This is a genomic window from Streptomyces sp. NPDC006314 (assembly GCF_040613075.1).
Classification (GTDB): Bacteria; Actinomycetota; Actinomycetes; order Streptomycetales; family Streptomycetaceae; genus Streptomyces.
Genome location: NZ_JBEXRL010000006.1, coordinates 23,453 through 49,758, shown reverse-complemented (window position 1 = coordinate 49,758; position 26,306 = coordinate 23,453). Strand labels below are relative to the sequence as shown.

The following is a 26,306-nucleotide window of genomic DNA, read 5'->3' as shown; positions in this document are numbered from 1 at the left end:
GGCTATGACGTCTTCGAACCCCGCGAACCTGCCCGACTCGAACCCGGCGGACCTCCCCGGCTCGGACCCCGCGCAGCTTTCCGGCCCCGACCCCGCGAACTCCTCCGCCCCGGCCACGTCCTCGAAGCGGGACCGCGCCCGGGCCCTCCCCGAGGACCTGCGGGAGGCGCTGCGCCGACGACTGGCCGGGCGGGCCGGCGGCGCGCCCGCCGGCGCCCCGCGCGGCATCCCGCGCGCCGGCCGCGACCGGCCGCTGCCCCTGTCCTTCGCCCAGCAGCGCCTGTGGTTCCTGGACCGGCTGCGGCCCGGCGACCCGCGCTACAACAGCGCCGTCGCGGTCCGCCTCACCGGCACGCCGGACCGCGGCGCGCTGGAAGCGGCCCTGGCCACCGTCGTGGCCCGCCACGAGGCGCTGCGCACCACGTTCGAGGAGACCGACGGCCGGCCGGCGCAGACCGTCCACCCCGCCGGGCCGATGCCGCTGCCGGTCCGCGACACCGCGGACACCGACGCCGACCTGCTCCAGGAGTACTCCCGCCCCTTCGACCTGCGGCAGGGCCCCCTGCTCCGCGCCCTGCTGCTGCGCGAGTCGGCGACCTCGCACGTGCTGCTGCTGACGGCCCACCACATCGTCACCGACGGCTGGTCGATGGGCATCGTCCTGGACGAGCTGTGCACCGCCTACGACGCCCTCGCCCGGGGCGCCGCACCGGAGCTGCCCCCGGTGGCGACGCAGTATCCGGACTTCGCGGTGTGGCAGCGCGAACAGCTCTCCGGTGCCCGGCTGGAGCGGCAACTCGCCCACTGGAGAGAGAGGCTGACGGGCGCGGTCGCCCCCGCACTGCCCCTGGACCGGCCGCGGCGCGGCGAGGAGGCGGGCGCGGGCGCCGTCCACACCTTCACCATCCCGGCCCGCCTCACGGCACAGCTGCGCCACCTCGCGAGAGACCAGCACACCACCCTCTACACCGCCCTGGTCGCCGCCGCCCAGGCCCTGCTGGCCCGCTGGTCCGGTCAGGACGACATCACCGTCGGTTCGCTGACCCCCGGCCGGTCCCGCACCGACCTCGAACGCGCCGTCGGCCTCTTCGTGAACACGGTGGCGCTGCGCACGCCGGTGCGGTCGTCCGGCTCCTTCCGCGACCTGCTGGCGGAGACGGCCGATACCGTCAACGACGCCTTCGCGTACGGCGACACGCCGTTCGAGCGGATCGTGGAGGCGGTGGGCGCACCCCGCGAGGCGGGCCGCAACCCCCTGTTCGACGTGATGGTCCTGCTGCACCCCGGCCCGCCCGCCGCGACCGTCCCACGCGGGCTCGCCACCTCCCCGGTCGCCGTGCCCCGCCAGGCGGCCACCTTCGACCTGAGCATCGAGTTCGTACCCGACGGGAACGGCCTGACCGGCCTGCTGGAATACCGCACCGACCTGTTCGACCCGGCGACGGCCGAGCGGATGGCCGGGCAGCTGCTGCGGCTGCTGGAGGCCGCCGCCGGCGAACCGGACCGGCCGCTCGGCACCCTGCCCCTGCTGTCCGGGCAGGAGGTACGGCAGGTCATCCGCGACTGGAACGCCACCGCCCACCCCGTCGACGACACCACCTACCCGGAGCTCTTCGAGCGCCGCGCGGCCCTCACTCCCGGTGCCCCCGCCCTGGTCGCCGGCGGTGAGCGGCTGGACTACGCCACGCTCAACGCCCGCGCTAACCGGCTCGCCCACCACCTCATCGCCCTCGGCACCGGGCCCGAACGGCTGGTAGCGCTGCGGCTGCCGCGCACCGCCGACATGATCGTGGCGATCCTCGCCGTCTGGAAGTCCGGCGCGGGCTATCTGCCCCTGGACCCGGCCCTGCCCGAGGAGCGCGTCCGCTACCTGCTGCGGGACGCCCGCCCGGCACTGGTCCTCGACGAGCCCGCACTGCGGTCCGTGCCCGTCGGCCTCCCGGACACCGACCCCACCGACGCCGACCGCCGCGCCCCGCTCGACCCGGAGCACACCGCCTACGTCATCTACACCTCCGGCTCCACCGGCCGCCCCAAGGGCGTCGCCGTGGCGCACCGCTCGGCGGTGAACCTGCTGGCCGCCCACCGCGCGGGTTTCGTCGCCGACGCGGGCGGCGGCCCGCTGCGGGTGGCCCTCACCGCGTCCTTCTCCTTCGACACCTCCCTCGAAGGCGTGCTGCTGATGGCCGACGGCCACCCGCTGCACCTGGTCGACGAGGTGACCCGGATGGACCCGGCCGCCCTGGTCGAGTACGTCGTCGGGCACCGCGTCGACTTCCTCGACCTCACCCCCTCCTACCTGCGGCAGCTGCTGCCCGCCGGACTGCTCACCGACCCCCGGCACCGCCCCCGGGTGCTGATGCTCGGCGGCGAGGCGGTCGGGCCCGCCCTGTGGCGCGAACTCGCCGCGCACCCCGACGTGGCCGCCTACAACTTCTACGGCCCCACGGAGTGCACGGTCGACGCGCTGGCCTGCAGGATCGAGGGCGCCGACCGCCCGCTGGTGGGCCGCCCGCTGCCGAACGTACGGGCCTACGTCCTCGACGACCGGCTGCAGCCGGTGCCCCCGGGTGTCGGCGGCGAGCTGTACCTCGCGGGCGAGCAGCTGGCCCGGGGCTATGCCGGCCGGCCGGGTCTGACCGCCGCGCGGTTCCCGGCCGACCCGTTCGGGCCCCCCGGAAGCCGCATGTACCGCACGGGCGACCTGGCCCGCTGGACCGCCGGCGGGCGCCTCGACTACCTCGGGCGCGCCGACGACCAGGTCAAGGTGCGCGGCCACCGCATCGAACCCGGCGAGATCGAGGCGGCCCTGCTCGACCTGCCCGAGGTCGCCGCGGCCGCGGTCGTCGCCGTGACGGACCCGCACGGCCACACCCGGCTGGCCGCCTACACGGTCCCCGCGCCCGGCTCCCCCCGGCCCGCCCCGGCGGACCTGCGGGCCGGCCTGCGCCGCGTGCTGCCCGACCACATGGTGCCGTCCTCCTTCACCGCGCTCGACGCGCTGCCGCTGACCACCAGCGGCAAGCTGGACCGCCGCGCCCTGCCCGCCCCCGACCTCGAAGGCGCCGAGCGAGGAGGGGAGTCCGTGGCTCCGCGCACCCCCGACGAGCAGACCCTGGCCGGCATCTGGGCCGAGGTGCTCGGGGTGACCCGGGTGGGCGTCACGGACAACTTCTTCGAGCTGGGCGGCGACTCGATCCTGAGCATCCAGGCCGTCTCCCGGGCCCGCGCCGCGGGCCTGAGCCTGGGCTCGCAGGACGTCTTCCGCCACCAGACGGTCGCCGACCTGGCCGCGGCGGCGGCCCGCCGGACCGCCACCGTGCCCGCGCCCCGGCGCCCGCACGACGACGGCCCCGCCCCGCTGACCCCGGTGCAGGAGTGGTTCTTCGCCACTCACGGACCGCTGCGCCACTTCAGCATGTCGCTGCTGCTCGACCTGCCGCACGACCTGGACGAGGGGGCACTGGAACGGGCCCTGGAGGCCGTCGTCGCCCGGCACCCGGCGCTGCGCACCCGTTTCACCCGCACGGGAGACACCTGGCAGCAGCACCCGGGCGCGGGTCCGGCCACCGGACTGCTCACCAGGCATACGGCGCCGACCGCGCCCGCCGAGGCCGCCGACGCCGCCCGGGCGGCCCTGGACCCGGCTACCGGAGCGCTGCTGCGTGCGGCCCTGCTGCCGGGCCTGGAACGGCCACAGCTGTTCCTGACGGCCCATCACCTCGCTGTGGACAGCGTCTCCTGGCGGGTGCTGCTCGCCGACCTCGCGCTCGCCTACCGGCAGGCGACAGCGGGCGAGGACCCCCACCCGGAGATCGAACCCACCGCGTTCACCGACTGGTCCCGCCGCCTGGCCGAGCGGGTACGGGCCGGCGACCTCGACGACGACCTGCCGTACTGGACGGCCGAGACCGCCGAACCGCGCACCCCCCTGCCCGTGGACCTGCCCGGCACCCCGCTCGCCGGTTCCGTGCGCACCGCGCGCACCCGCGTGGACCGCGCCACCACCGAGGCACTGCTGCGCCGGGTACCGGGCGTGTACCGCACCCAGGTCAACGACGTGCTGCTGAGCGCGCTCGGCCGGGTGCTCGCCGACTGGGCGGGCGCCGAGCGGATCACCGTCGCCCTGGAGGGCCACGGTCGGGAGGAGGACCTCGCCGAGGGCGTCGATCTGTCCCGGACGGTCGGCTGGTTCACCAGCCAGTACCCCGTCACCCTCACCCCGGCCGGCCCGGCCGGGGCCCCGGACTGGGGCGCCACGCTCAAGAGCGTCAAGGAAGGCCTGCGGGCCGTGCCCCGGCGCGGCCTGAGCTACCAGGCACTGGCCCACCTCGGTTCACCCGACCCGTCCGCCCGGTCCCTGCGGGACCTGCCGCTGCCCCAGGTGTGCTTCACCTACCACGGGCAGTGGGAGGCGCCCGGCGGAGGGGACTTCGCCCCCGCCGCCGACGTCCCCGGACGGGACACGGACCCCGGCGAGCCCCTGGACCACCTCCTCGACGTCTCGGCCGTGGTGGCCGACGGCGAGCTGGAGATCACCTGGCACTACAGCGACCAGGTGCACCGGCCGGACACGGTGCGGGGCCTCGCGGACGCCATGGTCCGCGCGCTCACCGCCGTCGCCGAGCACTGCGCCCGCCCCGGCGCCGGCGGGCGCACCCCCTCCGACTTCCCGCTCGCCGGTCTGGACCAGGCCGCGGTGGACCGTCTCGTCGGCGACGGCCGGGACGTGGCCGACCTGCTGCCGCTCACCCCGCTCCAGGAGGGCATGCTCTTCCACCGCCTGGTCGGCGGGCCGGACGACGTGTACGTCGACCAGGCCGCACTGCTGCTGGAGGGCGTGAGCGACCCGGACGCCCTGGCCGTCGCCTGGCAGCGGGTGACCGACCGCACCCCGGCCCTGCGCACCTCGGTGGTCTGGGAGGGCGTACCGGTCCCGCTCCAGGTCGTGCACCACCACGTCCGTCTGCCCATCACGCAATGGGACTGGCGTGAGCTGGACGCCGGGGAGCGGGCCGACCGGCTGGCCCGGCTGCGCGCCGACGACCTCGCGCACGGCCTGGACCTCGCCGCGGCGCCCCTGATGCGGCTCACCCTCGTCCGGCTGCCCGACGCACGTCTGCACCTGCTGTGGACCTCTCATCACCTGATCCTGGACGGCTGGAGCCTGGCCCAGGTGCTCACCGACGTGTTCGAGGAGTACGCGGCCCTCACCTCCGGTGCCGAACCACGGCCGTCCGTGCGGCGGCCCTTCGGCGACTACGTCCGCTGGCTGGCCGACCAGGACGCCGAGACCGCCCGCGCCCACTGGCGGGGTGTGCTGGACGGGTTCGCCACCCCGACCCCGCTGCCCGTCGACCGCGTCCGGCGACCGGGACACGAGACGCGGTCCACCGGTGTGCTCTCGGCCGGGCTGTCCGACGAGGCGTCCGCGCGGCTGGCCCGCACCGCCCGGGGGGCGGGGCTGACGCTCGGCACGGTGGTGCAGGGTGCCTGGGCGCTGCTGCTGTCCCGCTACAGCGCCGAGCGGGACGTGCTGTTCGGCACCACCGTCTCCGGCCGCCCCGACGACCTGCCCGGCGTCGAGTCGATGGTGGGCATGTTCATCAACACCCTGCCCACCCGCGTGCACGTGGAGGGCGACCGTAGCGCCACCGCCTGGCTGCGGGAGTTGCAGGAGGCGCAGGCCGAGGCACGGCGGTTCGCCGCGGTGTCCCTCGCCGAGCTGACCGGCCTCAGCGCCGTGCCGTCCGGCAGCGCGCTGTTCGACAGCATGGTCGCGTTCGAGAACTACCCCTTCGACGAGGCCCGTTCGGCCACCTCCGGCATACGCCTGGCCGAGGTCTCCTCGCGGGACGCCACCAACTACGCCCTCGTGCTGCGGGCCTACCAGGGCGAGCGCTTCGGCTTCGACCTCGCCTACGACCCCGAGCTGTTCGACGCCACGACCGTACGGGCCATCGCCGACCGGCTGTGCCTGCTGCTCACCGAGCTGGCCGACGACCCGGACCGCCCGCTGCGCACCCTGGCCTGGACCACCGCCGAGGAGCGGCGGCGCATCCTGGTCGACTGGAACGGCACCGAGGAGGGCCGGCCCACCGAGACCCTCGTCGACCTCTTCGCGGCACAGGCCGCCCGCACCCCCGACGCCGAGGCCGTCACCTGCGGCGACGAGCGCCTCGACTACGCCACACTGAACGCGCGGGCCAACCGGCTCGCCCACCGGCTCGCCGAACTCGGTGCGGGACCCGAGCGGTTCGTGGCCCTCGCGCTGCCCCGCTCCTGCGACCTGGTCGTGGCCGTCCTCGCCGTCCTCAAGACCGGCGCCGCCTACCTGCCCATCGACCCGGCCCTGCCCGCCGAACGCGTCGCCGGGCTGTTGGCGGACGCGGCTCCGGTGACGCTGGTGACGACGGCGGCGACCGCCGCGCGGGCCGAGGGCACCGCCATACCCCTGCTGCTGCTGGACGACGACGGGGTGCGTGCCGACCTCGCCCGGCGTCCGGTGACGGACCCGCGGGACCCGGCCCGCCGCCCGCTGCCCGAGAGCCCGGCCTACGCCATCTACACCTCCGGCTCCACCGGCCGGCCCAAGGGCGTCGTCATCCCGCACGCCAACGTGGTGCGCCTGTTCGCCCGCACCCGGCAGTGGTTCGGCTTCGGCACGGACGACGTGTGGACGCTGTTCCACTCCTACGCCTTCGACTTCTCGGTGTGGGAGCTGTGGGGGCCGCTGCTGCACGGCGGCCGGCTCGTCGTCGTCCCCGACGACATCGCCCGTTCCCCGGAGGACTTCCTGCGCCTGCTCGCCGACGAACAGGTCACCGTCCTCAACCAGACCCCGTCCGCCTTCTACCCGCTGGTCCGCGCGGACGCCGAACTCCCCGAGCCCAGCGCCCGGCTGGCGCTGCGCACGGTGATCTTCGGCGGTGAGGCGCTGGACGTGTCCCGGCTCGCCGACTGGTACGCGCGCCACCCGGACACCGCGCCGCGCCTGGTGAACATGTACGGCATCACCGAGACCACCGTGCACGTCACCTACGCCCCGCTCGACGGCACGACCGCCCGCACGCGGACCGCCAGCCCCATCGGCACCGGCATCCCCGACCTGCGTGTCCACGTCCTGGACGACACGTTGCTGCCCGTACCGCCCGGCGCCGTCGGTGAGATGTACGTCGCCGGAGAGGGCCTGGCCCGCGGCTACCTGAACCGGCCCGGCCTGACGGCCACCCGCTTCGTCGCCGACCCGTTCGGGCGGCCCGGCACCCGCATGTACCGCACCGGCGACCGGGCCCGCCGGCGGGCCGACGGCACCCTGGAGTACCTGGGCCGCGCCGACCAGCAGGTGAAGATCCGCGGCTACCGCATCGAGCCGGGCGAGATCGAGGCCGCCCTGCACACCCACCCGGGTGTGGGCGCCGCGGCCGTGGGTGTGTACGAGGACGCCGCCGGGACCCGCCGGCTGGTGGCCCACGTCGTCGGCACCGGCACCGGCGAGCGTGCCACACCGCCCCCCTCGGCCGCCGAACTCCGCTCCCACCTCGGGCGGTTGCTGCCCACGCACATGGTGCCCGCCGCCTATGTGCCGATGACGGCTCTGCCGCTCACCGTCAACGGCAAGCTCGACCGCCGAGCACTGCCCGTGCCCGGCCCGGACGGGTACGCCGCCGACGGCGACCGTGTCCCGCCGCGTTCGCCCGCCGAGCGGCTGGTCGCCGCGGCCTGGACGGACGTCCTGGACACCGGCGAGGTCGGCGCGGACGACGACTTCTTCGCCCTCGGTGGCGACTCCATCCTCGCCGTCCGCGTCGTCTCCCGGCTGCGCGCCGCCTTCGGCACGGACGTCTCGCCCCGCCTGCTGTTCACCCACCCGACCCTGTCGGACCTCGCGGCCGCCCTGGGCGACCCGGCCACCGAGCGCACCGCCCCGGCCGACGCCATCACGGCCACCCGGCCGGACGCCCCGGCGCCGCTGTCGTACGCCCAGCAACGGCTGTGGTTCCTCGACCGGTTCGAGCCGGACAGCACCGAGTACACGACCCTGTCGGTACTGCGGCTGCGGGGCCCGCTCGACGAAGTCGCACTGCGGGCCGCCCTGGACGGGCTGGTCGCCCGGCACGAGGCGCTGCGCACCACGTTCGAGGAACACGACGGCCAGGCCCGGCAGGTCGTCCACCCGCCGAGCGCGGCCGACCTGCCCGTGGACCACCTCGCGGACGAAGCCGATCTGGACGCCCTCCTCGAACGCGAGGCCGGCACCCCCTTCGACCTGGCCACCGGACCCCTGCTGCGCGCCCGCCTGGCCCGGCTCGCCGCCGACGACCACGTCCTCGTCCTGGCCGTGCACCACATCGTCACCGACGGCTGGTCCGTGGGCGTACTCGGCCGGGACCTGAGTGAGCTGTACGCGGCGGCCCGCGAGAACCGCCGGCCCGTCCTGCCCGCCCTCCCCGTGCGCTACGCCGACTACGCCGCCTGGCAGCGCACCCGCGCCGACCGCGCCGAGTCCGGTCTCGCCCACTGGCGCCGGGCCCTGGACGGAGTCACCCCGCTGGAGCTGCCCACCGACCGGCCGCGCCCGGCGGTCCGCACCCGCGGCGGCGCCCTGCTGACCTTCACCCTTCCCGCCGCCCTGACCGAGCGGCTGCGCGAACGCGGCCGGGAGGCCGACGCCACCCTCTACATGACTCTCGTGACGGCCTGTCAGGTGCTGCTCGCCCGCTGGGCAGGCCAGCAGGACGTCACCGTCGGCACGGTCACCGCGGGCCGCGACCGGCCCGAACTGCACGACGTGGTCGGCATGTTCGTCAACACACTGGTGCTGCGCGCCCGGGTGCGGCCGGAAGTGCCGTTCCGTGAGCTGCTGGCCGAGGTGCGCGACACCGTCCTGGACGCCTTCGCCCATCAGGACGTGCCCTTCGAGCGGATGGTGGACGCCCTCCAGCCCGAGCGGGACACCAGCCGGACCCCGCTGTTCCAGGTCATGGTGGCCCTGCACAACCTGGGGGCCGAGGCGCCCCGGCTGCCCGGCCTGGAGGTCGAGCCGGTGACACCGCCGGTCCGCAACGCCACGTTCGATCTCGCCTTCGACTTCGTCGAGCGGGACGGCGGCCTGACCGGCTACGTCGAGTACAACACCGGCCTGTTCGACACCGACACCATCGAACGTCTGGCCGCCCGGCTGCGGATCCTGCTCCAGGCCGCGGCCGAGGACCCCGAGTGCGCCGTGGGCACCCTGCCGCTGATGACCGAAGCCGAACGGCAGCGGGTGCTCGGGTTCGGGCAGGGCGCCCCCCTGCCCGAACCGGACACCACCTTCCCCGTCCTGTTCGAGGCGAAGGCCGCCCGCACCCCGCACCTCACCGCGCTGGTGGCCCGCGACACCACCCTGACCTTCGCCACGCTGAACGAGCGGGCCAACCGGCTCGCCCACCACCTCATCGCGCTCGGTGCCGGCCCCGAACGCGTGGTCGCGGTCCGGCTGCCGCGCACCTCCGAGCTGGTGGTGGCCCTGTTCGCGGTGCTCAAGGCGGGTGCCGGCCTGCTCTGCCTCGACCCCGAACTGCCCGAGAACCGCACCCGGTTCCTCCTCGACGACGCCCGGCCGCACACGCTGCTGACCGACCTGGGAGAGGTGCCCTGGGACCGGCTGCCCGCCCATGACCCGGCCGACGCCGACCGGACCCGGCCGCTGCTGCCCGGGCACACCGCCTACCTCGTCTACACCTCCGGCTCCACCGGCCGCCCCAAGGGCGTCGCCGTCGAACACCGGCAGCTGGTCAACCTCTGCCACGACCACCGCGCGGGCCTGCTCGCCCCGCACACCGCCGGCGGGCAGCGGCTGCGGGCCGCTCTCAGCGCCTCCTTCTCCTTCGACACCTCCTGGGAAGGGCCGCTCCTGCTCGCCCTCGGCCACGAGGTCCACCTCGTCGACGAGGACGTACGCCTGGACCCGCAGGCCTTCTGCGCCCAGATCACCGAACGCCGGCTGGACCTGGTGAACGTCACCCCGTCCTTCCTGCGGGAACTCACCTCCGCCGGACTGCTGGCCCCCGGCCGCCACCACCCGCGCCTGCTGCTCGTCGGAGGCGAGGCGGTCACCAACGCCACCTGGCGGGAACTGGTCGCGGCCGACCGCGATCTGGGCGTCACCGTCCTCAACATGTACGGTCCCACCGAGTGCACGGTCGACTCCGTCTACGGCCGCTGCGCCGACAGTCCCGACCGCCCGGTCATCGGCCGTCCCGGCGGCAACCTGCGGGCCTACGTCCTCGACGACGCCCTGCGGCCGGTACCGCCCGGCGTCCCCGGCGAGCTGTACCTGGCCGGATCCCAGGTGGCCCGCGGCTACCTGAACCGCCCCGGCCTGACCGCCGCACGCTTCGTGGCCGATCCGTTCGGGGCCCCGGGGGAGCGGATGTACCGCACCGGGGACCGGGCCCGCTGGGACGGGGGCGGGCTGCTGGAGTTCCTCGGCCGCGTCGACGAGCAGGTCAAGATCCGCGGATTCCGCATCGAGCCCGGCGAGGTGGAGGCCGCGCTCCTCGACCACCCCGGCCTCGCCGACGCCGCGGTGGCCGCCCGCGAGCACGCGGGCCGCCGCACGCTGGTCGCCTACGTCGTGGCCGCCGGTGACAGCGTCCCCCCGGCCGACGAGCTGCGGCTGCAGCTGCGGCGCACGCTGCCCGACCACATGGTGCCCACCGCGTTCGTCCCGCTGGCCCGCATCCCCCGCACCACCAGCGGCAAGACCGACCGCCGCGCGCTGCCCGCACCGCCTGTGCAACTCGACTCCGCCACCCCGTACGTGGCGCCACGGCCCGGCACGGAGGCACGGCTCGCCGCGATCTGGGCGGAGGTGCTCGGCGCCGAACGCGTGGGCAGCCGGGACAACTTCTTCACGCTCGGCGGCGACTCCATCCTCAGCATCCAGATCGTCGCCCGTGCCCGGCAGGCCGGACTCACCCTCACCACCAAGGACGTGTTCCGGCACCAGACGGTCGCCGAACTCGCCCTGCGCGTCGGTGAAGCCACCGCCCGTCCGGCCGTCACCGGCGGCCTCCCGCCCGCCGAGGCCCCGCTCACCCCGATCCAGCACTGGTACCTCGACGGCCGCGACACCGCGCGAAGCCTGCGCTTCACCATGACCCAGCGCCTGCGCACGGCCCCGGACACCGACCCGGCGGCCCTGAGCCGGGCCGCCGAGGCCCTGGTCCTCCAGCACGCGGCGCTGCGCACGCGGTTCCGGCACACCGGCGGCGGCTGGCGTCAGCAGGTCCTCACCGAGGCGCCGCACGCCGTCTTCACCCGCCATGACGTCGCCGGACTGGAGGACACGGGGCTGGAAGCGGAGGTGCAGCGGCTCACGGACGAGGCGCAGGCCGCCCTCGATCCCACCGCGGGCCGGGTCCTCCGCATCCTGTTCTTCGACCCCGGCCCGCAGCGGACGGGTCAACTCGTCATCACCGTGCACCACTTGGCGGTGGACGGCGTGTCCTGGCGCATCCTGCTCGCCGACCTGGAGACCGCGTACCGGGCGGCCGAAGCGGGACGGCCCGTGGTGTTGCCTGCGGCGAGCACCTCGTACGGGCACTGGGCCACCCGGCTCGACGAGCACACCCGCTCCGGCGCGCTGAACACGGACCTGCCGTACTGGACACGCACCTGCGCGGCCCCGGCCGACCTGCCCGCCGGCCGGTCCGGCCCCAACACCCACGGCACCGCCGCCACGGTCACCGTCACGCTGGACACGGACACCACCGACGCCCTGCTGCGGCAGGTCCCGGAGGTCTACCGCACCCAGGTCAACGACGTCCTCCTCAGCGCCCTCGGCCGCACCCTGGCCCGCTGGTGCGGGCGCGACACCGTCCTGGTCGGCGTGGAGGGGCACGGCCGGGAGGACCTCTTCGACGACGTGGACCTGTCGCGGACGGTGGGCTGGTTCACCGCCGAGTTCCCGCTCGCGCTCCGCGTCGGCCCGGACGCCGGCTGGCACGACACCCTGCGCTCGGTCAAGGAGCAGCTGCGCGCGATACCGCTGCACGGCCTGAGCCACGGCGCCCTGCGCCACCTGCTGCCCGGCAGTCCGCTCACCGGCGCCCCGGCCCCGCGGGTCGGCTTCAACTACCACGGCCAGTGGGACGCGGGCGGCACCGGCGCCGACGGCCTGTACGACGGTCCCCTGCCCGCGGCCGGCCGCGACACCGATCCCGACGAACCCCGCCCCTACCTGCTGGACATCACCGGTGTGGTCCAGCAGGGCAGGCTCGAACTCGGCTGGACCTACCCGGCCGCCGTCTACGACGAGGCCACCGTCCGCCGGCTGGCCGAGGAGACGGCCACGGCCCTGCGCGACATCGTGGCGCACTGCGCCCGTCCCGAGGCGGGCGGCCGTACCCCGTCCGACTTCCCCCTCGCCGGCCTCACCCAGGACCAACTCGACGCGCTGATCGGCGACGGCCGGCACGCCGAGGACGTCCTGCCGCTCACCCCGTTGCAGTCCGGCATGCTGTTCCACGGGCTCGTCGACACCGAAGGGGCGTACTTCGACCGCACCGCGGTACGCCTGTCCGGGGTGGCCGACCCCCACGCGTTCGCCGAGGCCTGGCAGCGGGTCGCCGACCGCACCCCGGTCCTGCGCACCAGCGTGCACTGGCGGGGCCTGCCCCATCCCGTGCAGGTGGTCAAGCACCGCGCCGAGCTGCCCGTGACGCACCTCGACTGGCGCGGCCTGACGCCGGAGGCGCGGGCGGAGCAGACCGAACGGCTGCTCGCCGAGGACCGCGCCGCCGGAATGGACCTGAGCACCGCTCCGCTCACCCGTCTCACCCTGGCCGCGCTGCCCGGCGACGAGGTGCTGCTGGTGTGGTCCACCCACCACATCGTGCTGGACGGCTGGAGCACCGGGCAGTTGCTCACCGAGGTGTGCCAGCGCTACGCCGCGCTGACCGGCGGCCCGGACGCGGCGCCCCCGGTACGGCGGCCGTTCGCGGACTTCCTGCACTGGCTGCGCGGCCAGGACGAGACGGCGGCCGAGCGGCACTGGGCCGACGCCCTGGCCGGGTTCACCGTCCGCACCCCGCTGCCGTACGACCGCACACCCGCCGAGGCGCACCGCGCCCGGTCCGGGGCGGCCGTCCACCACGAGCTGGACGAGGAGGTCTCCCGGCGGCTGCGGGAGACCGCCGCGCGCGCCGGTCTGACCGTCAACACCGTGGTGGAGGGCGCCTGGGCGCTGCTGCTGGCCCGTACCGGCGGACGGGACGACGTGGTGTTCGGCACGACCGTCTCCGGCCGTCCGGCCGAACTGCCCGGCGTCGAGACCATGATCGGCATGTTCATCAACACCGTGCCGACCCGGGTCCGCATCCCCGGCGGGCGTGTCCTGCCCTGGTTGCGTGACCTGCAGGAACGGCAGAGCGAGGCCCGCCGGTTCGACTTCCTCGCACTGCCCCGGATCCAGGCCGTGAGCGAAGTCGCCGCCGGCGAGCCGCTGTTCGACAGCATGGTGGTGTTCGAGAACTACCCCGTGGACGAGTCGGCCACGGCCCGCACGGGCGTCCGGGTGGCGGAGGTGCGCGCCGACGACGCCACCACCTTCCCGTGGTGCCTGCGCGCCCACCTGGCCGAACGGCTCGGCTTCGACCTGGCCTACGATCCCGCGCTGTTCGACCGCGCCACCGTCGAGCGTGCCGCCGGCCGGCTGGCCGGCCTGCTCACCTCCCTCGCCGACGGCGTCGACGGCGACCTCGACGACCTGGACCTGCTCACCGAGGCCGACCGGCAGCTGCTGGCGGACTGGAACGCCACCGCCCGGGAGGTGGCGCCCCGCAGCCCGGTGGACCTGTTCGCCGCACAGGTCCGGCGCACCCCGGAAGCGGTAGCGGTCTCCGACGGCGACCGCGACCTGACATACCGCCGACTCTCCGAGTGGGCGGGCCGGCTCGCCGCCCGGTTGGTGGCCGACGGCCTGACGGCCGAGGACCGGGTGGCGCTCCTGATGGACCGCTCGGCGGAACTCGTCGTGGCCCAGCTCGCGGTCCTCATGGCGGGCGGCGCCTACCTGCCCGTCGACACCAGGGCCCCGGAGGAACGCCGCCGCACCCTGCTCGCCCAGGCGGGCGCCACCATCCGGCTCACCACCGCCGAGGTGGCAGCCGCCCGCACCGGCACCCGGACCGCCACCGCCCCCACCGGCGCGGAGGTCGCCACAGCCCGTCCCGGTGCGGAGGCCGCCACCGGCCCCACCACCCGCACCGGCGCCGCGGAAGAGCCCGTACCGCCCGCCGACCCCGACCGGCTGGCCTATGTGATGTTCACCTCCGGTTCCACCGGCCGGCCCAAGGCCGTGGCGGTGCGTCACCGGGACGTGGCGGCGCTGGCCACCGACAGCCGTTTCGCCGGCGGCGTGTGCGCCCGGGTGCTCCTGCACTCGCCGGTGGCCTTCGACGCCGCCACCTTCGAGGTGTGGGCGCCGCTGCTCAACGGCGGGTGCGTGGTCGTGGCCCCCGGCGGCACCGTCGACGCGGCCCTCGTACGGCGGCTGGCCGCGGAAGGCGGACTGACGGCACTGTGGGTGACCGCCGGGCTCTTCCGGCTCCTCGCACAGGACGCGCCGGACTGCTTCCGCGGCCTGGTCCAGGTGTGGACCGGCGGTGACGTGGTCCCGGCCGCGGCCGTGCGCCGGGTGCTGACCGCCTGCCCCGGCCTGAGCGTGGTGGACGGCTACGGGCCCACCGAGACGACGACCTTCGCGACCTCCTGCGCCCTCACCGGCGCGGCGGCGGTGCCGGACACCGTGCCCATCGGCCATCCCCTGGACGACATGCGCGTCCACGTCCTCGACAGCCGGCTGCGGCCCGTCCCGCCGGGCTGCGCGGGTGAACTGTACGTGGCCGGCGAGGGCGTGGCGCGCGGCTACCTTAACCGCCCCGGCGACACCGCGGCCCGCTTCCTCGCCGACCCCTCCGGCCCGCCCGGTGCCCGTATGTACCGCACGGGCGACCTGGCCCGGCGGCGACCGGACGGCACCGTCGAGTTCCTCGGCCGTGCCGACGACCAGGTGAAGATCCGCGGCTTCAGGGTCGAGCCCGGCGAGGTCGAGGCCGCGCTCGCGGCCCACCCGGACGTCGTGGACGTGGCCGTGCTGGCCCGCGAGGACCGGCCGGGCGCCAGGCGGCTCGTGGCCTATGTGGTCGGCGCCGCCGGGCAGGACCCGGAGGAGCTGGGCGCCTTCGCGGCCCGCACCCTGCCCGACTACCTCGTGCCCACCGCGTTCGTCCCGCTCGACGCGCTCCCGCTGAGCGGCAACGGCAAGGTCGACCGGGCGGCGCTCCCGGCACCGGAGATCCTCCCGGGACGCGAGCGGGTCGAACCGCGCAACGACACCGAGCGCCGTACGGCGGAGGTCTTCGGGGAGGTCCTGGGGGTCGAACCGCCCGGCGTGGAGGACGACTTCTTCGGGCTCGGCGGTGACTCCATCCTCAGCATCCGGCTAGCCTCCCGCCTCGCCGAGGCCTTCGGCACCGACCTCACGCCCCGTGCGGTGTTCACCCATCCCACGCCCGCCGCACTGGCGCTCCTGCTCGCCGAGGAGCGGACCGCGAGCCGCCCGGCGATCGTCCCGGTGGCCCGCGAGGCGGTCGCCCCGATGTCGTACGCCCAGCAACGCCTCTGGTTCCTGGAGGAGTTCGCCCCCGGTGGCACCGAGTACGTCACCGCGCTCGCCCTGCGGCTGCGCGGTTCCCTGGACACCGGCGCCCTCGGCGCGGCGCTCGGCGCCCTGGTGGCCCGGCACGAGTCGCTGCGCACCACCTTCGACAGCGCCGACGGCCACGGCGTCCAGATCGTCCACCCACCGCAGGACGTACCGTTGCCGCTGCGCGACCTGTCCGGGCTGCCCGCGGAGCAGCGTGAGCCCGCCCTGCGCAGGCTGCTCGCCGAGGACCGCACCCGCCCCTTCGACCTGCGCCGGGGACCGCTGCTGCGCACCGGCCTGGTACGGCTGGCCGGCGACGACCACGTCCTGACCCTCACCCTGCACCACATCGTCACCGACGGCTGGTCCACCTCGGTCCTGCTCGGCGACCTGGCCCATCTGTACCGGGCCGAACTCGGCGTGGCGATCGGGGAGTTGCCGCCGCTGCCGGTGCAGTACGCCGACTACGCCCACTGGCAGCGCACGGCCGGCGGTACCGGCACGGACGAGCAGCTCGCCCACTGGAAGGAGCGACTGGCCGACGCCGAGCCGCTGGAGCTGCCCACCGACCGGCCCCGGCCGCCGGTCCGCACCAGCAGCGGGGCGACGACCCGCCTGGTGGTGCCGGCCCGGACCGCCCGGCGCCTGACCCGGCTCGCCCGGGACCGCGGGACCACCCTGTTCACCACACTCGTCGCCGCCGCCCAGGCCTACCTCGCCCGCCTCTCCGGCGCCACGGACATCGCCGTCGGCACCGTCACCTCCGGCCGTGACCGGCCCGAGACGCAGGGACTCGTCGGGTTCTTCGTCAACACCCTGGTGCTGCGCTCGCGGGTGCAGACCCAGCGGCCCTTCGCCGAGTTCCTCACGGGGGTCCGACAGACGGTCCTGGACGCCTTCGCCCACCAGGACGTGCCGTTCGAACGGGTGGTGGACGAGGTCCAGCCGGTCCGCGACACCAGCCGCAGCCCGCTCTTCCAGGTGATGGTCGTCCTGCAGAACACCCCGGCGGCCGACCTGGATCTGCCGGGCCTGGACGTCACCGACGTCGAACCCGAGTCGGAGCAGGCGGCGTTCGACCTCACCCTGGAGTTCGCCGAGACCGGCTCCGGAGCGCTGCACGCCCTGCTCACCTACAACACCGACCTGTTCGACGCGGCCACGGCCGAGCGGATGGCCGCCCAGCTCGGCACCCTGCTGGCCGCCGTGGCGGAGGATCCCGAACGCCCCCTGGGCGCCCTGCCGCTGGCCTCCGACGACGAGCTGAAGGCCCTGCTGGAGAAGGGGCGGGGCACCTTCCGGCCGGTGCCCGAGACGACCCTGCCGGAGCTGTTCCAGCGTCAAGTCACGCGGACCCCGGACGCGGTGGCGCTGGTGGACGGAGACCGGGAGCTGACCTACGCGGACGTGGACCGGGCGGCCAACCGGCTGGCGCACCGGCTCATCCGGGACGGCGTCGGTCCGGAGCGGGTGGTGGCGCTGGCCCTGCCCCGCTCGGCGGCGACGGTACTGGCCCAGCTCGCCGTCACCAAGGCGGGCGGCGCCTTCCTGCCCGTGGACCCGAACTACCCCGCTCAGCGGCGGGAGTTCATGGCCCGGGACGCGGGCGCACACCTGGTGCTCGACGACCCCGCCCAGGTCTGGGCCGCCGAGGGACCGGACACGGCACCCACGGACGCCGACCGCACCGCCCCGCTCGACCCCGGCCACCCCGCCTACGTCATCTACACCTCCGGTTCGACCGGCACCCCCAAGGGCGTCGTGGTCACCCACCGCGGCCTCTCCTCCTTCGCCGCGGCCGCGGCCGAGCGGTACGCCGCAGGTCCCGGCGACCGGGTGCTGCAGTTCGCCTCGCCCAGCTTCGACGCCTCCGTACTGGAACTGTGTGTGTCCCTGCTCAGCGGGGCCGCGCTGGTGACGGGGGAGGAAGGGCCGCTCGTCGGGGAACGGCTGGCCGAGGTGCTCGCCGCGCGCCGCGTCAGCCACACGCTGATCCCTCCCGCGGCCCTCGCCACCGTCCCGCCGGAAACGGCGAGCGCCCTGCCCGGGCTGCGCACCCTGATCGTCGGCGCCGAGGCCTGCCCGGCGGACCTGGTCGAGACCTGGGCACCCGGCCGCCGGATGATCAACTCCTACGGGCCCACCGAGGCCACCGTGGTCGCCACCTGGACCGGCCCGCTGTCATCCGGTGACGGCGCCCCGCCCATCGGCCGCCCCTCCGGCGCCAGCCGCGTCCACGTCCTCGACGCCGCCCTCCGCCCGGTCCCGCCCGGTGTCACCGGGGAGCTGTACGTGGCGGGACCCGGCCTCGCCCGCGGCTACCTCGGCCGGCCCGGGCTCACCGCCCAGCGGTTCGTCGCCGACCCGTTCGGCGCGCCGGGGGAGAGGATGTACCGTACCGGGGACCTGGCCCGCTGGACCGCCGACGGTGAACTCCGGTTCGCCGGACGCGTGGACGACCAGGTCAAGCTGCGCGGCTTCCGCATCGAGCCCGGCGAGATCGAGAGCGCGCTGCGCCGCAGCCCCCTGGTGCGGGACGCGGTCGTCGTCGTGCGCGCGGACGCGCCGAAGGAGGACGCGGCCGCCGGACCCGCCCGGCTCGTCGCCTACGTCGTGCCGGCGGATCCGGCCGTCGTCGGCGTGCCCGTCGGTGAACTGCGGGAGCATCTGGCGGGGCTGCTGCCCCCGCACATGGTGCCGGCGGTCTTCGTGCCACTCCCGCGGCTGCCGCTCACCCCCAACGGCAAGACCGACCGGCGGGCCCTGCCCGCCCCGGGACCCACGCAGACGGCCGACGGACCGCGCACCGCGCCGCGCACGGACACCGAACGCCGTATCGCCCGGATCTGGGCCGACGTGCTCGGCCTCGAGGAGGTCGGCGCCGACGACAACTTCTTCGCGCTCGGCGGCGACTCCATCCTGAGCATGCAGGTCGTCTCGCGCCTGCGCCGGGACGGCCTGCACCTGGCCACCCGGGACCTGTTCACGCACCAGACCGTGGCCGAACTGGCCACCGTCGTCCGCGCCGCGCCCCAGCGAGCCGAGGACGGGCCGGTCACGGGCGAGGTGCCGCTCACCCCCATCCAGGAGTGGTTCCTGACCAGCCCGCGCGCCGCCCACCACCACTTCAACCAGTCGGCGCTGCTCGAACTCGACGGCGCCCCCGACCTGCGGGCCCTGCGCACAGGCCTCGACGCCCTGCTGGAGCACCACGACGCGCTGCGCATGCGGTTCACCCGGGACGAGGAGGGCTGGCACCAGTTCAACCCGCCGCCCGCCGCCACCGGCGAGCACGACGACATCCTCGTCCGGTACGACCTGACGGGCCTGCCCGCCGAGGAGGCCGACGCGGCCATGCAGAAGGCCGCCGACGACCTGCACGCGAGCTTCGACCTGGCGCGTGGCCCGCAGCTGCGGGCAGCCCTGTTCACCGGTGACCCGGACCGGCCGGTGTTCCTCCTGCTCGTCGCCCACCACCTCGTGATCGACGCCGTCTCCTGGCGCATCCTGCGCGACGACCTGGAGACGGCCTACCGGCAGGCGGTCGAGGGCGGCCCGGTCACGCTGGGGGAGCGCAGCACCAGCTTCCGCGCCTGGTCGAGGAAACTCTCGGCGTACGTCGCCGAGGGCGGCCTGGACCACGAACTGCCCTACTGGGAGGAGGCCGTACGCGCCGAGCCCGCCCCGGCGGACGCGCCGGCGGGAGCCGAGGCGGCGCGGACCGCCGTGGTCGGCGTGGAACTCGGCGAGGAGGACACGACGGCCCTGCTGCGCTCGGCCCCGACGGCCTACCGCACCCGCGTCAACGACGTGCTGCTCGCCGCCCTCGCCCTGTCCCTGGCCCGCTGGACCGGACACGACCGGGTCCGCCTGGACCTCGAAGGACACGGCCGCGAAGACCTGCTCGACGGCGTCGACCTCTCCCGCACGGTCGGCTGGTTCACCACCGTCCACCCGGTCGCCCTCCAGGTGCCCGACCCCGGCGACCTCGGCGCCGAGCGGGACTGGCGGTCCCTGGTGAAGTCGGTGCGCCGTCAGCTGCGGGCCGTGCCCGGCAACGGGCTCGGTTTCGGCGCCCTGCGCACCTTCGGCCCGCCCGAGGTCCGTGAGCGCCTCGGCTCCGGCGCGCACGGTCAGGTGGTGTTCAACTACCTCGGCCAGTGGGACTCCGGCCCCGAGACCCGCGGCGGCGGCCTGGTCCGCGCCGAGCACGGCTCCTTCGGGCAGGACCACGACCCCCGGGACCCCGGCTCGCACCTGGTGGAGGTGGTGGGCGCGGTGCAGCACGGCCGCCTCGCCTTCACCTGGCACCACCGGCCCGGCATCCACGACACGGCCACCGTCCGCCGTGTCGCCGAGGAGTTCGCCCGGGCCCTGCGGCACATCGCCCAGCACGCCAGGGGAGGCCGGTGACGACGTACCGATCCCGGGCCGTGCCGCCCCGGCGGCCGGCCCGGCACGACCCGCGGTCACCGCGCGCCCCGACCCCCGCCGGCCGCTCCGCTCCGACCACCCGACCCAGCGATCGCGAAGGAACGTGACATGGACGAGAACACCCGCTACCAGGTGCTGCGCAACGACGAGGAGCAGTACTCCCTGTGGCCCGTCGACATCGACGTGCCCGCGGGCTGGCAGTCCGTCGGCAAGGAGGGCACCGAGGCCGAGTGCTCCGCCTACGTCGACGAGGTCTGGACCGACATGCGTCCGCGCAGTCTGCGCGAACGCATGGAGAACGCCGGAGCCTGACCGCCGACCGGCACGGCACCACGGCGCCGGGCCGGCCGCACCACAGTGCGCCGGCCCGGCGTCTCCGCCCCGTCACCGCCCGCAGTTCCGCCGTACCGGCGCCCCACCGCCCTCGGCCCCACCGCCCGCGCCGCTTCCGAGGAGCCCGCCATGACCCCCGTACTGCGCACCGAACGCCTGGAGTTCCTGCCCTACCGACCCGAGCACGAGGACGCCTTCGTCGCGCTGCTGCGCAACGAGCAGGTGTGCCGCTGGATGGGGCAGGACCTCGTGCCCGAGCCGGACATCCGCGCGCTGTTCCGGGCCATCCTCACCGACGTCTACCCGCAGCGCCGCTTCGACGTGTGGGGCCTGTGGCTCCAGGGCACCTACGTCGGCCACGCCGAAGTGAAGAAGACCGGCAACGTCGACGGCCACGAACTCGTCACCGCACTCGCCCCCGAGCACTGGGGCCGGGGCCTGGGCGGCGAGGTGGTGCGCGGCCTCCTCCGCCACGCCGCCGACAACCTCGGGCTCGAAGAGGCCTACGGCATGGTGGGCGCCGAGAACACCCCGAGCCTCACGATGTGCCGGCGCCTGGGCTTCCGCCCGCTGCGCGATGTCGTAGCCGACGACGGTTCCGTGACCAGACTGCTGGTCATCCCCACGAGGACCGCGAGCCCAGCCACGCCCACGCCCAGCGGTACGGCCGGGCCCACCACCCCCGCGGCGGATCCTGTGCGACCCGCAGAGGCGGACGCGGTGGAGGCGGCGGACACGAAGCGTACGGCGGGCCCGGTGTGACCCGGCCGCCGCTCACCGAGGGCACCGCCGGCGCGCCGGACACCGGCCGGCCGCCCAGCCTGTGGCGCAACCGTGACTTCAACCTGCTGTGGACCGGCCAGTGCCTGTCGGACCTCGGCGGTGCCATGACGGACCTGGCCGTGCCGTTGCTGGTCCTGCAGCAGACCGGGTCACCGGCGCGGGCCGGACTCGTGGGCACCACCGGACTCGCCGTCACCCTGGTCTGCCGGTTGCCCGCGGGTGTCCTCGCCGACCGCTTCGACCGGCGCCGGCTGATGATCGTCTCCGACGCCTTCCGGCTGTCCGTGTACACGCTGCTCGCCTGCCTGCTCCTGGCGGGCGCGGCGCGTCTCGCCGTGATCGTCGCGGTGGTGGCCTGCAGTGCCGCCGCCACGGCCGTCTTCAGCACCGCCGAGCACGCCGCGATCCGCAATCTGGTGCGTCCCGACCAGATCGCCACCGCGGTGGCCCGCAACGAGGCACGGTCGTACGGCACCTCGCTGGCCGGTCCGCCGCTGGGTGGCCTGCTGTTCGGGGTCGGCCGTGCCCTGCCGTTCGCCGGCAACGCGCTGAGTTTCCTGCTCTCGCTGGTGGCCGTGCTCCGGGTACGCCGGCCGCTCCAGCAAACCCGGCAGGAGCCGTCCCCCTCCGCGGGCGCGTCCGCCGTACAGGGCCTGCGGTTCGTGCTGGGCCACCCGTTCCTGCGGGCCCTGCTCCTGATCGCCGCCCCACTCAACATGGCCTTCACCGGCGTGCTCTTCGCACTGACCCTGTCGCTCAGACGCGCCGGGCTCTCGCCCTTCCTGGTCGGCCTCGCCGGCACGATCTTCGCGGTGGGCGGCCTCCTCGGCGCGTTCGCGGCCCCGGCCCTGCAGCGCATGCTGCGCCTGCCCGTCCTGCTCACGCTGCTCTGCTGGGCCACCGCCGCACTGATGGCGGTCAGCGCGCTGCTGTCCACCACGATCCTCGCCGCCGTGCCCCTGGCCGCGGCGGTGTTCCTCGGGCCCACCGCCAACGCCGCCCTCTTCGGCCACCAGGCCGCCCTCACCCCCGACCATCTGCAGGGGCGCGTGGTCAGCGTGCTCCTCCTGGCCGCCGGCTCGGTGGCGGCCCTGGCCCCCGCCCTGGCCGGAGCGCTGCTGGGCCGCTGGGGCGGTGCAACGGCGATGCTCGGCTTCTCCCTGCTGGTCGTCGCCGCCGCGGTCGCCGCCGGATGCAGCCGGGGCATCCGGGCCAGGGCCGCATAGCGTCACAGGGGCTGCGGGGGCAGCCCACACGCGCTGTAATGGCGAACGTGGTGAGTGAGGGCGCTGCGATCAGAAGAACGAGGACGGAGCGTGCCGAAGCCGCCCTCGAAACGCTCACCGCGTTCGCCACTCCCGACCGGCTCCGCCGCGTCCTCGAACAGGCCCTCGTGTTCGCCGGGGCGGCCTTCGCCGGGGTGTACACGCCCTGCGACGACCCGCCCCAGCTGTGCCTCGCCGAGTCGGCGGGCCTGCCACGCACCCTGTACGGGCTCCGGGACGGCTATCCGGCCGCGGGCGGCTCCCCGGTCGCCGAGGCCCACCGCACCGGAAGGCCGCTGTGGCTCGGCCCCGCGGAACTGGCCGGCTGCCCCGAGGCGCGACGCACCCCGTCCGGGGACTTCTCCCTGGCCGCCCTGCCGCTCGGCCCCGCGGGCGCCGGCTGTCTGCTGGCCGTCAGCGAGCATCCCGGCGGCTTCGGCACCGACGACCGCGCCAGCCTGGAGCTGATCGCCCGCGCGATCGCCGTACCCGCGCCGGAGACGGCCGCCGACGACACCGGCGAACTGGCCCCGGACGCCTTCAGCCTCGCCATGGACACCGGCCGGATCGAGGTCGGTGACGAGATCCTGCGGCTGTTCGGGATCGGCCGGGACGGCTTCGACGGCCGGGTGGAGACCCTGCTCGGACGGACCGTGCCCGAGGACGTGCCCGCGCTGATGTCCGTCGTCGAGGCCGACCACATGTCCATCGGCGACCGCGAGCTGGAGTTCCGCATCCTGCAGCCCTCCGGCCCGCCCAAGTGGCTGCGACTGCGCGGCCGGCCGGTGCCCGGCGGTGAGGGCCACCCGGCCCGGCTCGTCGGCACCGTCGCCGACGCCTCCACCCTGCGCTCCGACGTCACCGACGTGGCCCGCGTGCAGCGCCTGGCCGCCTCCCTGGCCACCGCCGGCACCGTCAAGGACGTCGGCCAGGCCGTCGTCGCCGCCCTGCGCAAGCCGCTGCAGGCCGACCGGATCGCCCTGGCCGAACTGGAGAACGACCGGCTGGTGGTCACCGTCCTCGACCCGCCCGAACCCGAGGCCTGGCCCGAGGTGTGGCGCAGCGAGTGGCGCACCGAGTGGCCCGACGCGCCGGTGCGCGCCATGCCCACGCTGGCCGCCGTGCTGCGCGAGGGCCGCGCCCGGATCTGGCCCGCAGGCAGCCCGCTGGAGCCCGCGCTCGCCGAGGTCGGCCCCGGCGGTCTCGCGGTGCTCCCGCTGCCCGCCGGCGGCCGCATGGCCGGCGCCTGCCTGATCGGCTGGGACCGCCCGCACGACTTCGCCCCCGACGAACGCGCCCTGCTCACCGCCTGTGCCGGGCTGGCCGGGCAGGCCCTGCTGCGCGCCCACGCCTTCGACGCCGAACACGAACTCGTCGGCATGCTCCAGCGCACCCTGCTGCCCCGCCGGCTGCCCCGGCTGCCCGGCGCGGTAGCCGTCGCCCGCTACCTGCCCACCACCGCCGGCCTGGAGGTCGGCGGCGACTGGTACGACGTGATCCCGCTCGCCGACAACCACGTGGCCCTCGTCATCGGCGACGTCCAGGGCCACAACGCGGGCGCCGCCACCCTGATGGGCCAGATGCGCACGGCCCTGCGCGCCTACGCCACCGAGGGGCACGCCCCCGACGTCGTCGTCGCGCACTCCAACCGGCTGCTGCTGGAGATGGAGACCGACCTCTTCGCCACCTGCGCCTACGTCGACGTCGACATAGAGCAGGGCACCGCCTGGTGTGTACGGGCCGGCCATCTGCCGCCCGTGCTGCGCCACCCGGACGGCTCGGTCGACCTCGTGCGGGCCGAGGGCGGTCCGCCGCTCGGCGTGATCGGCCAGGCCGAGTACCCGATGACCCCGCTCAGGCTCCAGCCCGGCACGGTGATCGCGCTGACCACCGACGGCCTGGTGGAGTCCGCCCAGTCCGACATCGACGAGGGCATGCACCGGCTCGCCCGCGAACTGGCCGCCGCCGACCCCGGCCACCTCGGCCTGGTCGCCGACGCCCTGCTCACCGGTGCCCACCGCGGCGACGACGTGGCCCTGCTGCTGATGCGCTACGACGGCCTGGCCGTACGGCCGCTGCGCGAGAGCTGGACGGTGTGGCGGGTACCGGAGGCGGTTCGTCATGCCCGCCGCTTCACCCGGCGCACCCTGCGCACTTGGGGCGTCTCACAGGACACCGTCGACGCGGCCCTGCTGGTGGTCTCCGAACTCGTCACCAACGCCCTGGTGCACACCGGCGGCCCGGTCCGGCTCGACCTCAGCCTGGTCAACCACCGGCTGCGGCTCGCCGTCGCCGACTCCTCGCCGCGCAGCCCCGTGAAGCCCGCCAGCATCGGCTGGGAGGCCACCGGCGGCCGGGGCATCCTCTTGGTGGAGGCCGTGTCGGCGGCCTGGGGCACGATCCCGGTCAGCGGCGGCAAGCAGGTCTGGGCGGACCTCGTCCCCGACGGCTGACCGCCACCCGGGTGCGGGGGAGAAGCAGCCGTTCAGGCAGGCTGGAGAGGCGCGCTCCGCGATTCGTCCCTAGGGTCGGATGATGTGGCACACACCTTTGAAGAACTGGTGCAGAAGCAGCGCGCGGCCGTCGCGGCCCACGCCACCGTCGAGGATCTGCGGAGCGCCTACGGCCCGCCCGCCGAGCGAGGGATGACGGGTGCCCAGTCGGGCACCTACGAGACCGCCCTGCGCGCCTGGCGGGACCTGGCCCGGGACGTGCAGACCGCGGTGAGCGAGTACGCCAAGGAGACGGGCCGGTCGCGGGCCGAGATCGAGACCGAGGTGGAACGGGCGGCGGCGGAGCAGGGTAGCTGATCCCGGCCGGGGGCGCGGGGCTGCGTGGCGCCGGGTGGCTGACCCGCACCGTCGCACGCATCCGACGCGCGCCGCCGGGTACCCGGCGACCATGAACACTGCCATGTACGAAGCGGCCACCGGCGCCCAGGTCTTCGGGTACGTCCTGATCCTGGTCGCCGGGGTGGCCTGCGTCGTGGGACTGATCTGGGCCTTCCGGCTGGGCGCCAAGGTGCGCGAGCGCGAACCGGCGCCGCCGCGGCCCGACGAGCAGCCCAAGATGCCGCCGTCCGGTCCGGTCCACGAGGTCCACGAGGTGCGGGAGCCCGACGAGGTGCCCCGGGCCACCGACGAGAGCGAACGTCTCACCCCGCACCAGCTGGGGAACGCCGGTACCAAGCGCGCCGACGACCAGCGCCGCTCGCGCTGGTCATCCGGTTCCAGCGGGTCCTTCGGCGGCGGTGGCGGCGGCCGGACCTGAAGCCGCTCGCGCCCGCCGGGGTTTGCGGGCGCCGGGGCGCGGGGACCCGGCGAAACACACCTCGCGCCGAGGCTCGCGCAGAAGGAAGATGAACGAAGTGACCGCGCATGCCAGTGAGAAATCCGCCCTGCCCTACGCCGAGACCGGCTGGTCGAAGGCCCGCCGCCGGCGGGGCCGGGGAGTGCGCACCTGCCTCCCCGCCGTCCTGGACCGCACGTCCGCCCAGCGGCAGGGCACCGGGGCCGAGGACAACATCGTGCGCGGCGAGGACTAACCGGAGGACCGGGTGGCCGGGTGGCCGGGTGGCCGGGAGACGCACAGCGATCCCGGCACCGTCCGGCACACCGGCGGTCGAACGGAGGTCCGGAGGATCGAGGGCCTCGCCGTCGACGCGGGGCGGTCTCGCCGACGGATCGCGACGCGCCGCGCGGCACCGTGCGGGACAAGCTCACCTGCACAAGCTCACAAGCTCACCCGCGCGAGCACACTCGCCGGTCCGCGGACCTGTCATCCCCCCTCGGCTC

Annotated in this window: 8 protein-coding genes; all 8 read left to right on the top strand. The window is 75.3% G+C overall.

What is annotated here, in order from left to right:
- Positions 1-4: 4 nt before the first annotated feature.
- The 8 genes from ABZ079_RS12805 (at position 5) to ABZ079_RS12770 (ending at position 26,056) form a co-directional block, all read left to right on the top strand.
- Complete coding sequence (locus tag ABZ079_RS12805; protein WP_356939448.1) at positions 5-20,110, top strand: non-ribosomal peptide synthase/polyketide synthase; 20,106 nt, start codon at positions 5-7, stop codon at positions 20,108-20,110.
- A 129-nt stretch (positions 20,111-20,239) separates the two neighbouring features.
- Positions 20,240-20,443 (top strand): MbtH family NRPS accessory protein, encoded by a 204-nt coding sequence (locus tag ABZ079_RS12800; RefSeq protein ID WP_356939447.1) that lies wholly within the window; start codon positions 20,240-20,242, stop codon positions 20,441-20,443.
- Between the two features lie 150 nt (positions 20,444-20,593).
- On the top strand, positions 20,594-21,226 hold the full coding sequence (locus tag ABZ079_RS12795) for a GNAT family N-acetyltransferase (RefSeq protein WP_356939446.1): 633 nt from the start codon (positions 20,594-20,596) through the stop codon (positions 21,224-21,226).
- Entirely contained in the window at positions 21,223-22,473 is a 1,251-nt protein-coding gene (locus ABZ079_RS12790) for an MFS transporter (RefSeq protein WP_356939445.1), read from the top strand. Before ABZ079_RS12795 ends, ABZ079_RS12790 begins: the two co-directional genes overlap by 4 nt.
- 38 nt (positions 22,474-22,511) lie before the next feature.
- Complete coding sequence (locus ABZ079_RS12785) at positions 22,512-24,965, top strand: SpoIIE family protein phosphatase (RefSeq protein WP_356939444.1); 2,454 nt, start codon at positions 22,512-22,514, stop codon at positions 24,963-24,965.
- Between the two features lie 84 nt (positions 24,966-25,049).
- Positions 25,050-25,322, top strand: a complete 273-nt coding sequence (locus tag ABZ079_RS12780; RefSeq protein ID WP_356939443.1) for a hypothetical protein — start codon at positions 25,050-25,052, stop codon at positions 25,320-25,322.
- A 91-nt stretch (positions 25,323-25,413) separates the two neighbouring features.
- On the top strand, positions 25,414-25,782 hold the full coding sequence (locus ABZ079_RS12775) for a DUF6479 family protein (RefSeq protein ID WP_356939442.1): 369 nt from the start codon (positions 25,414-25,416) through the stop codon (positions 25,780-25,782).
- 88 nt (positions 25,783-25,870) lie between these two features.
- Complete coding sequence (locus ABZ079_RS12770; protein WP_356939441.1) at positions 25,871-26,056, top strand: hypothetical protein; 186 nt, start codon at positions 25,871-25,873, stop codon at positions 26,054-26,056.
- The last annotated feature ends 250 nt before the right edge of the window (positions 26,057-26,306 follow it).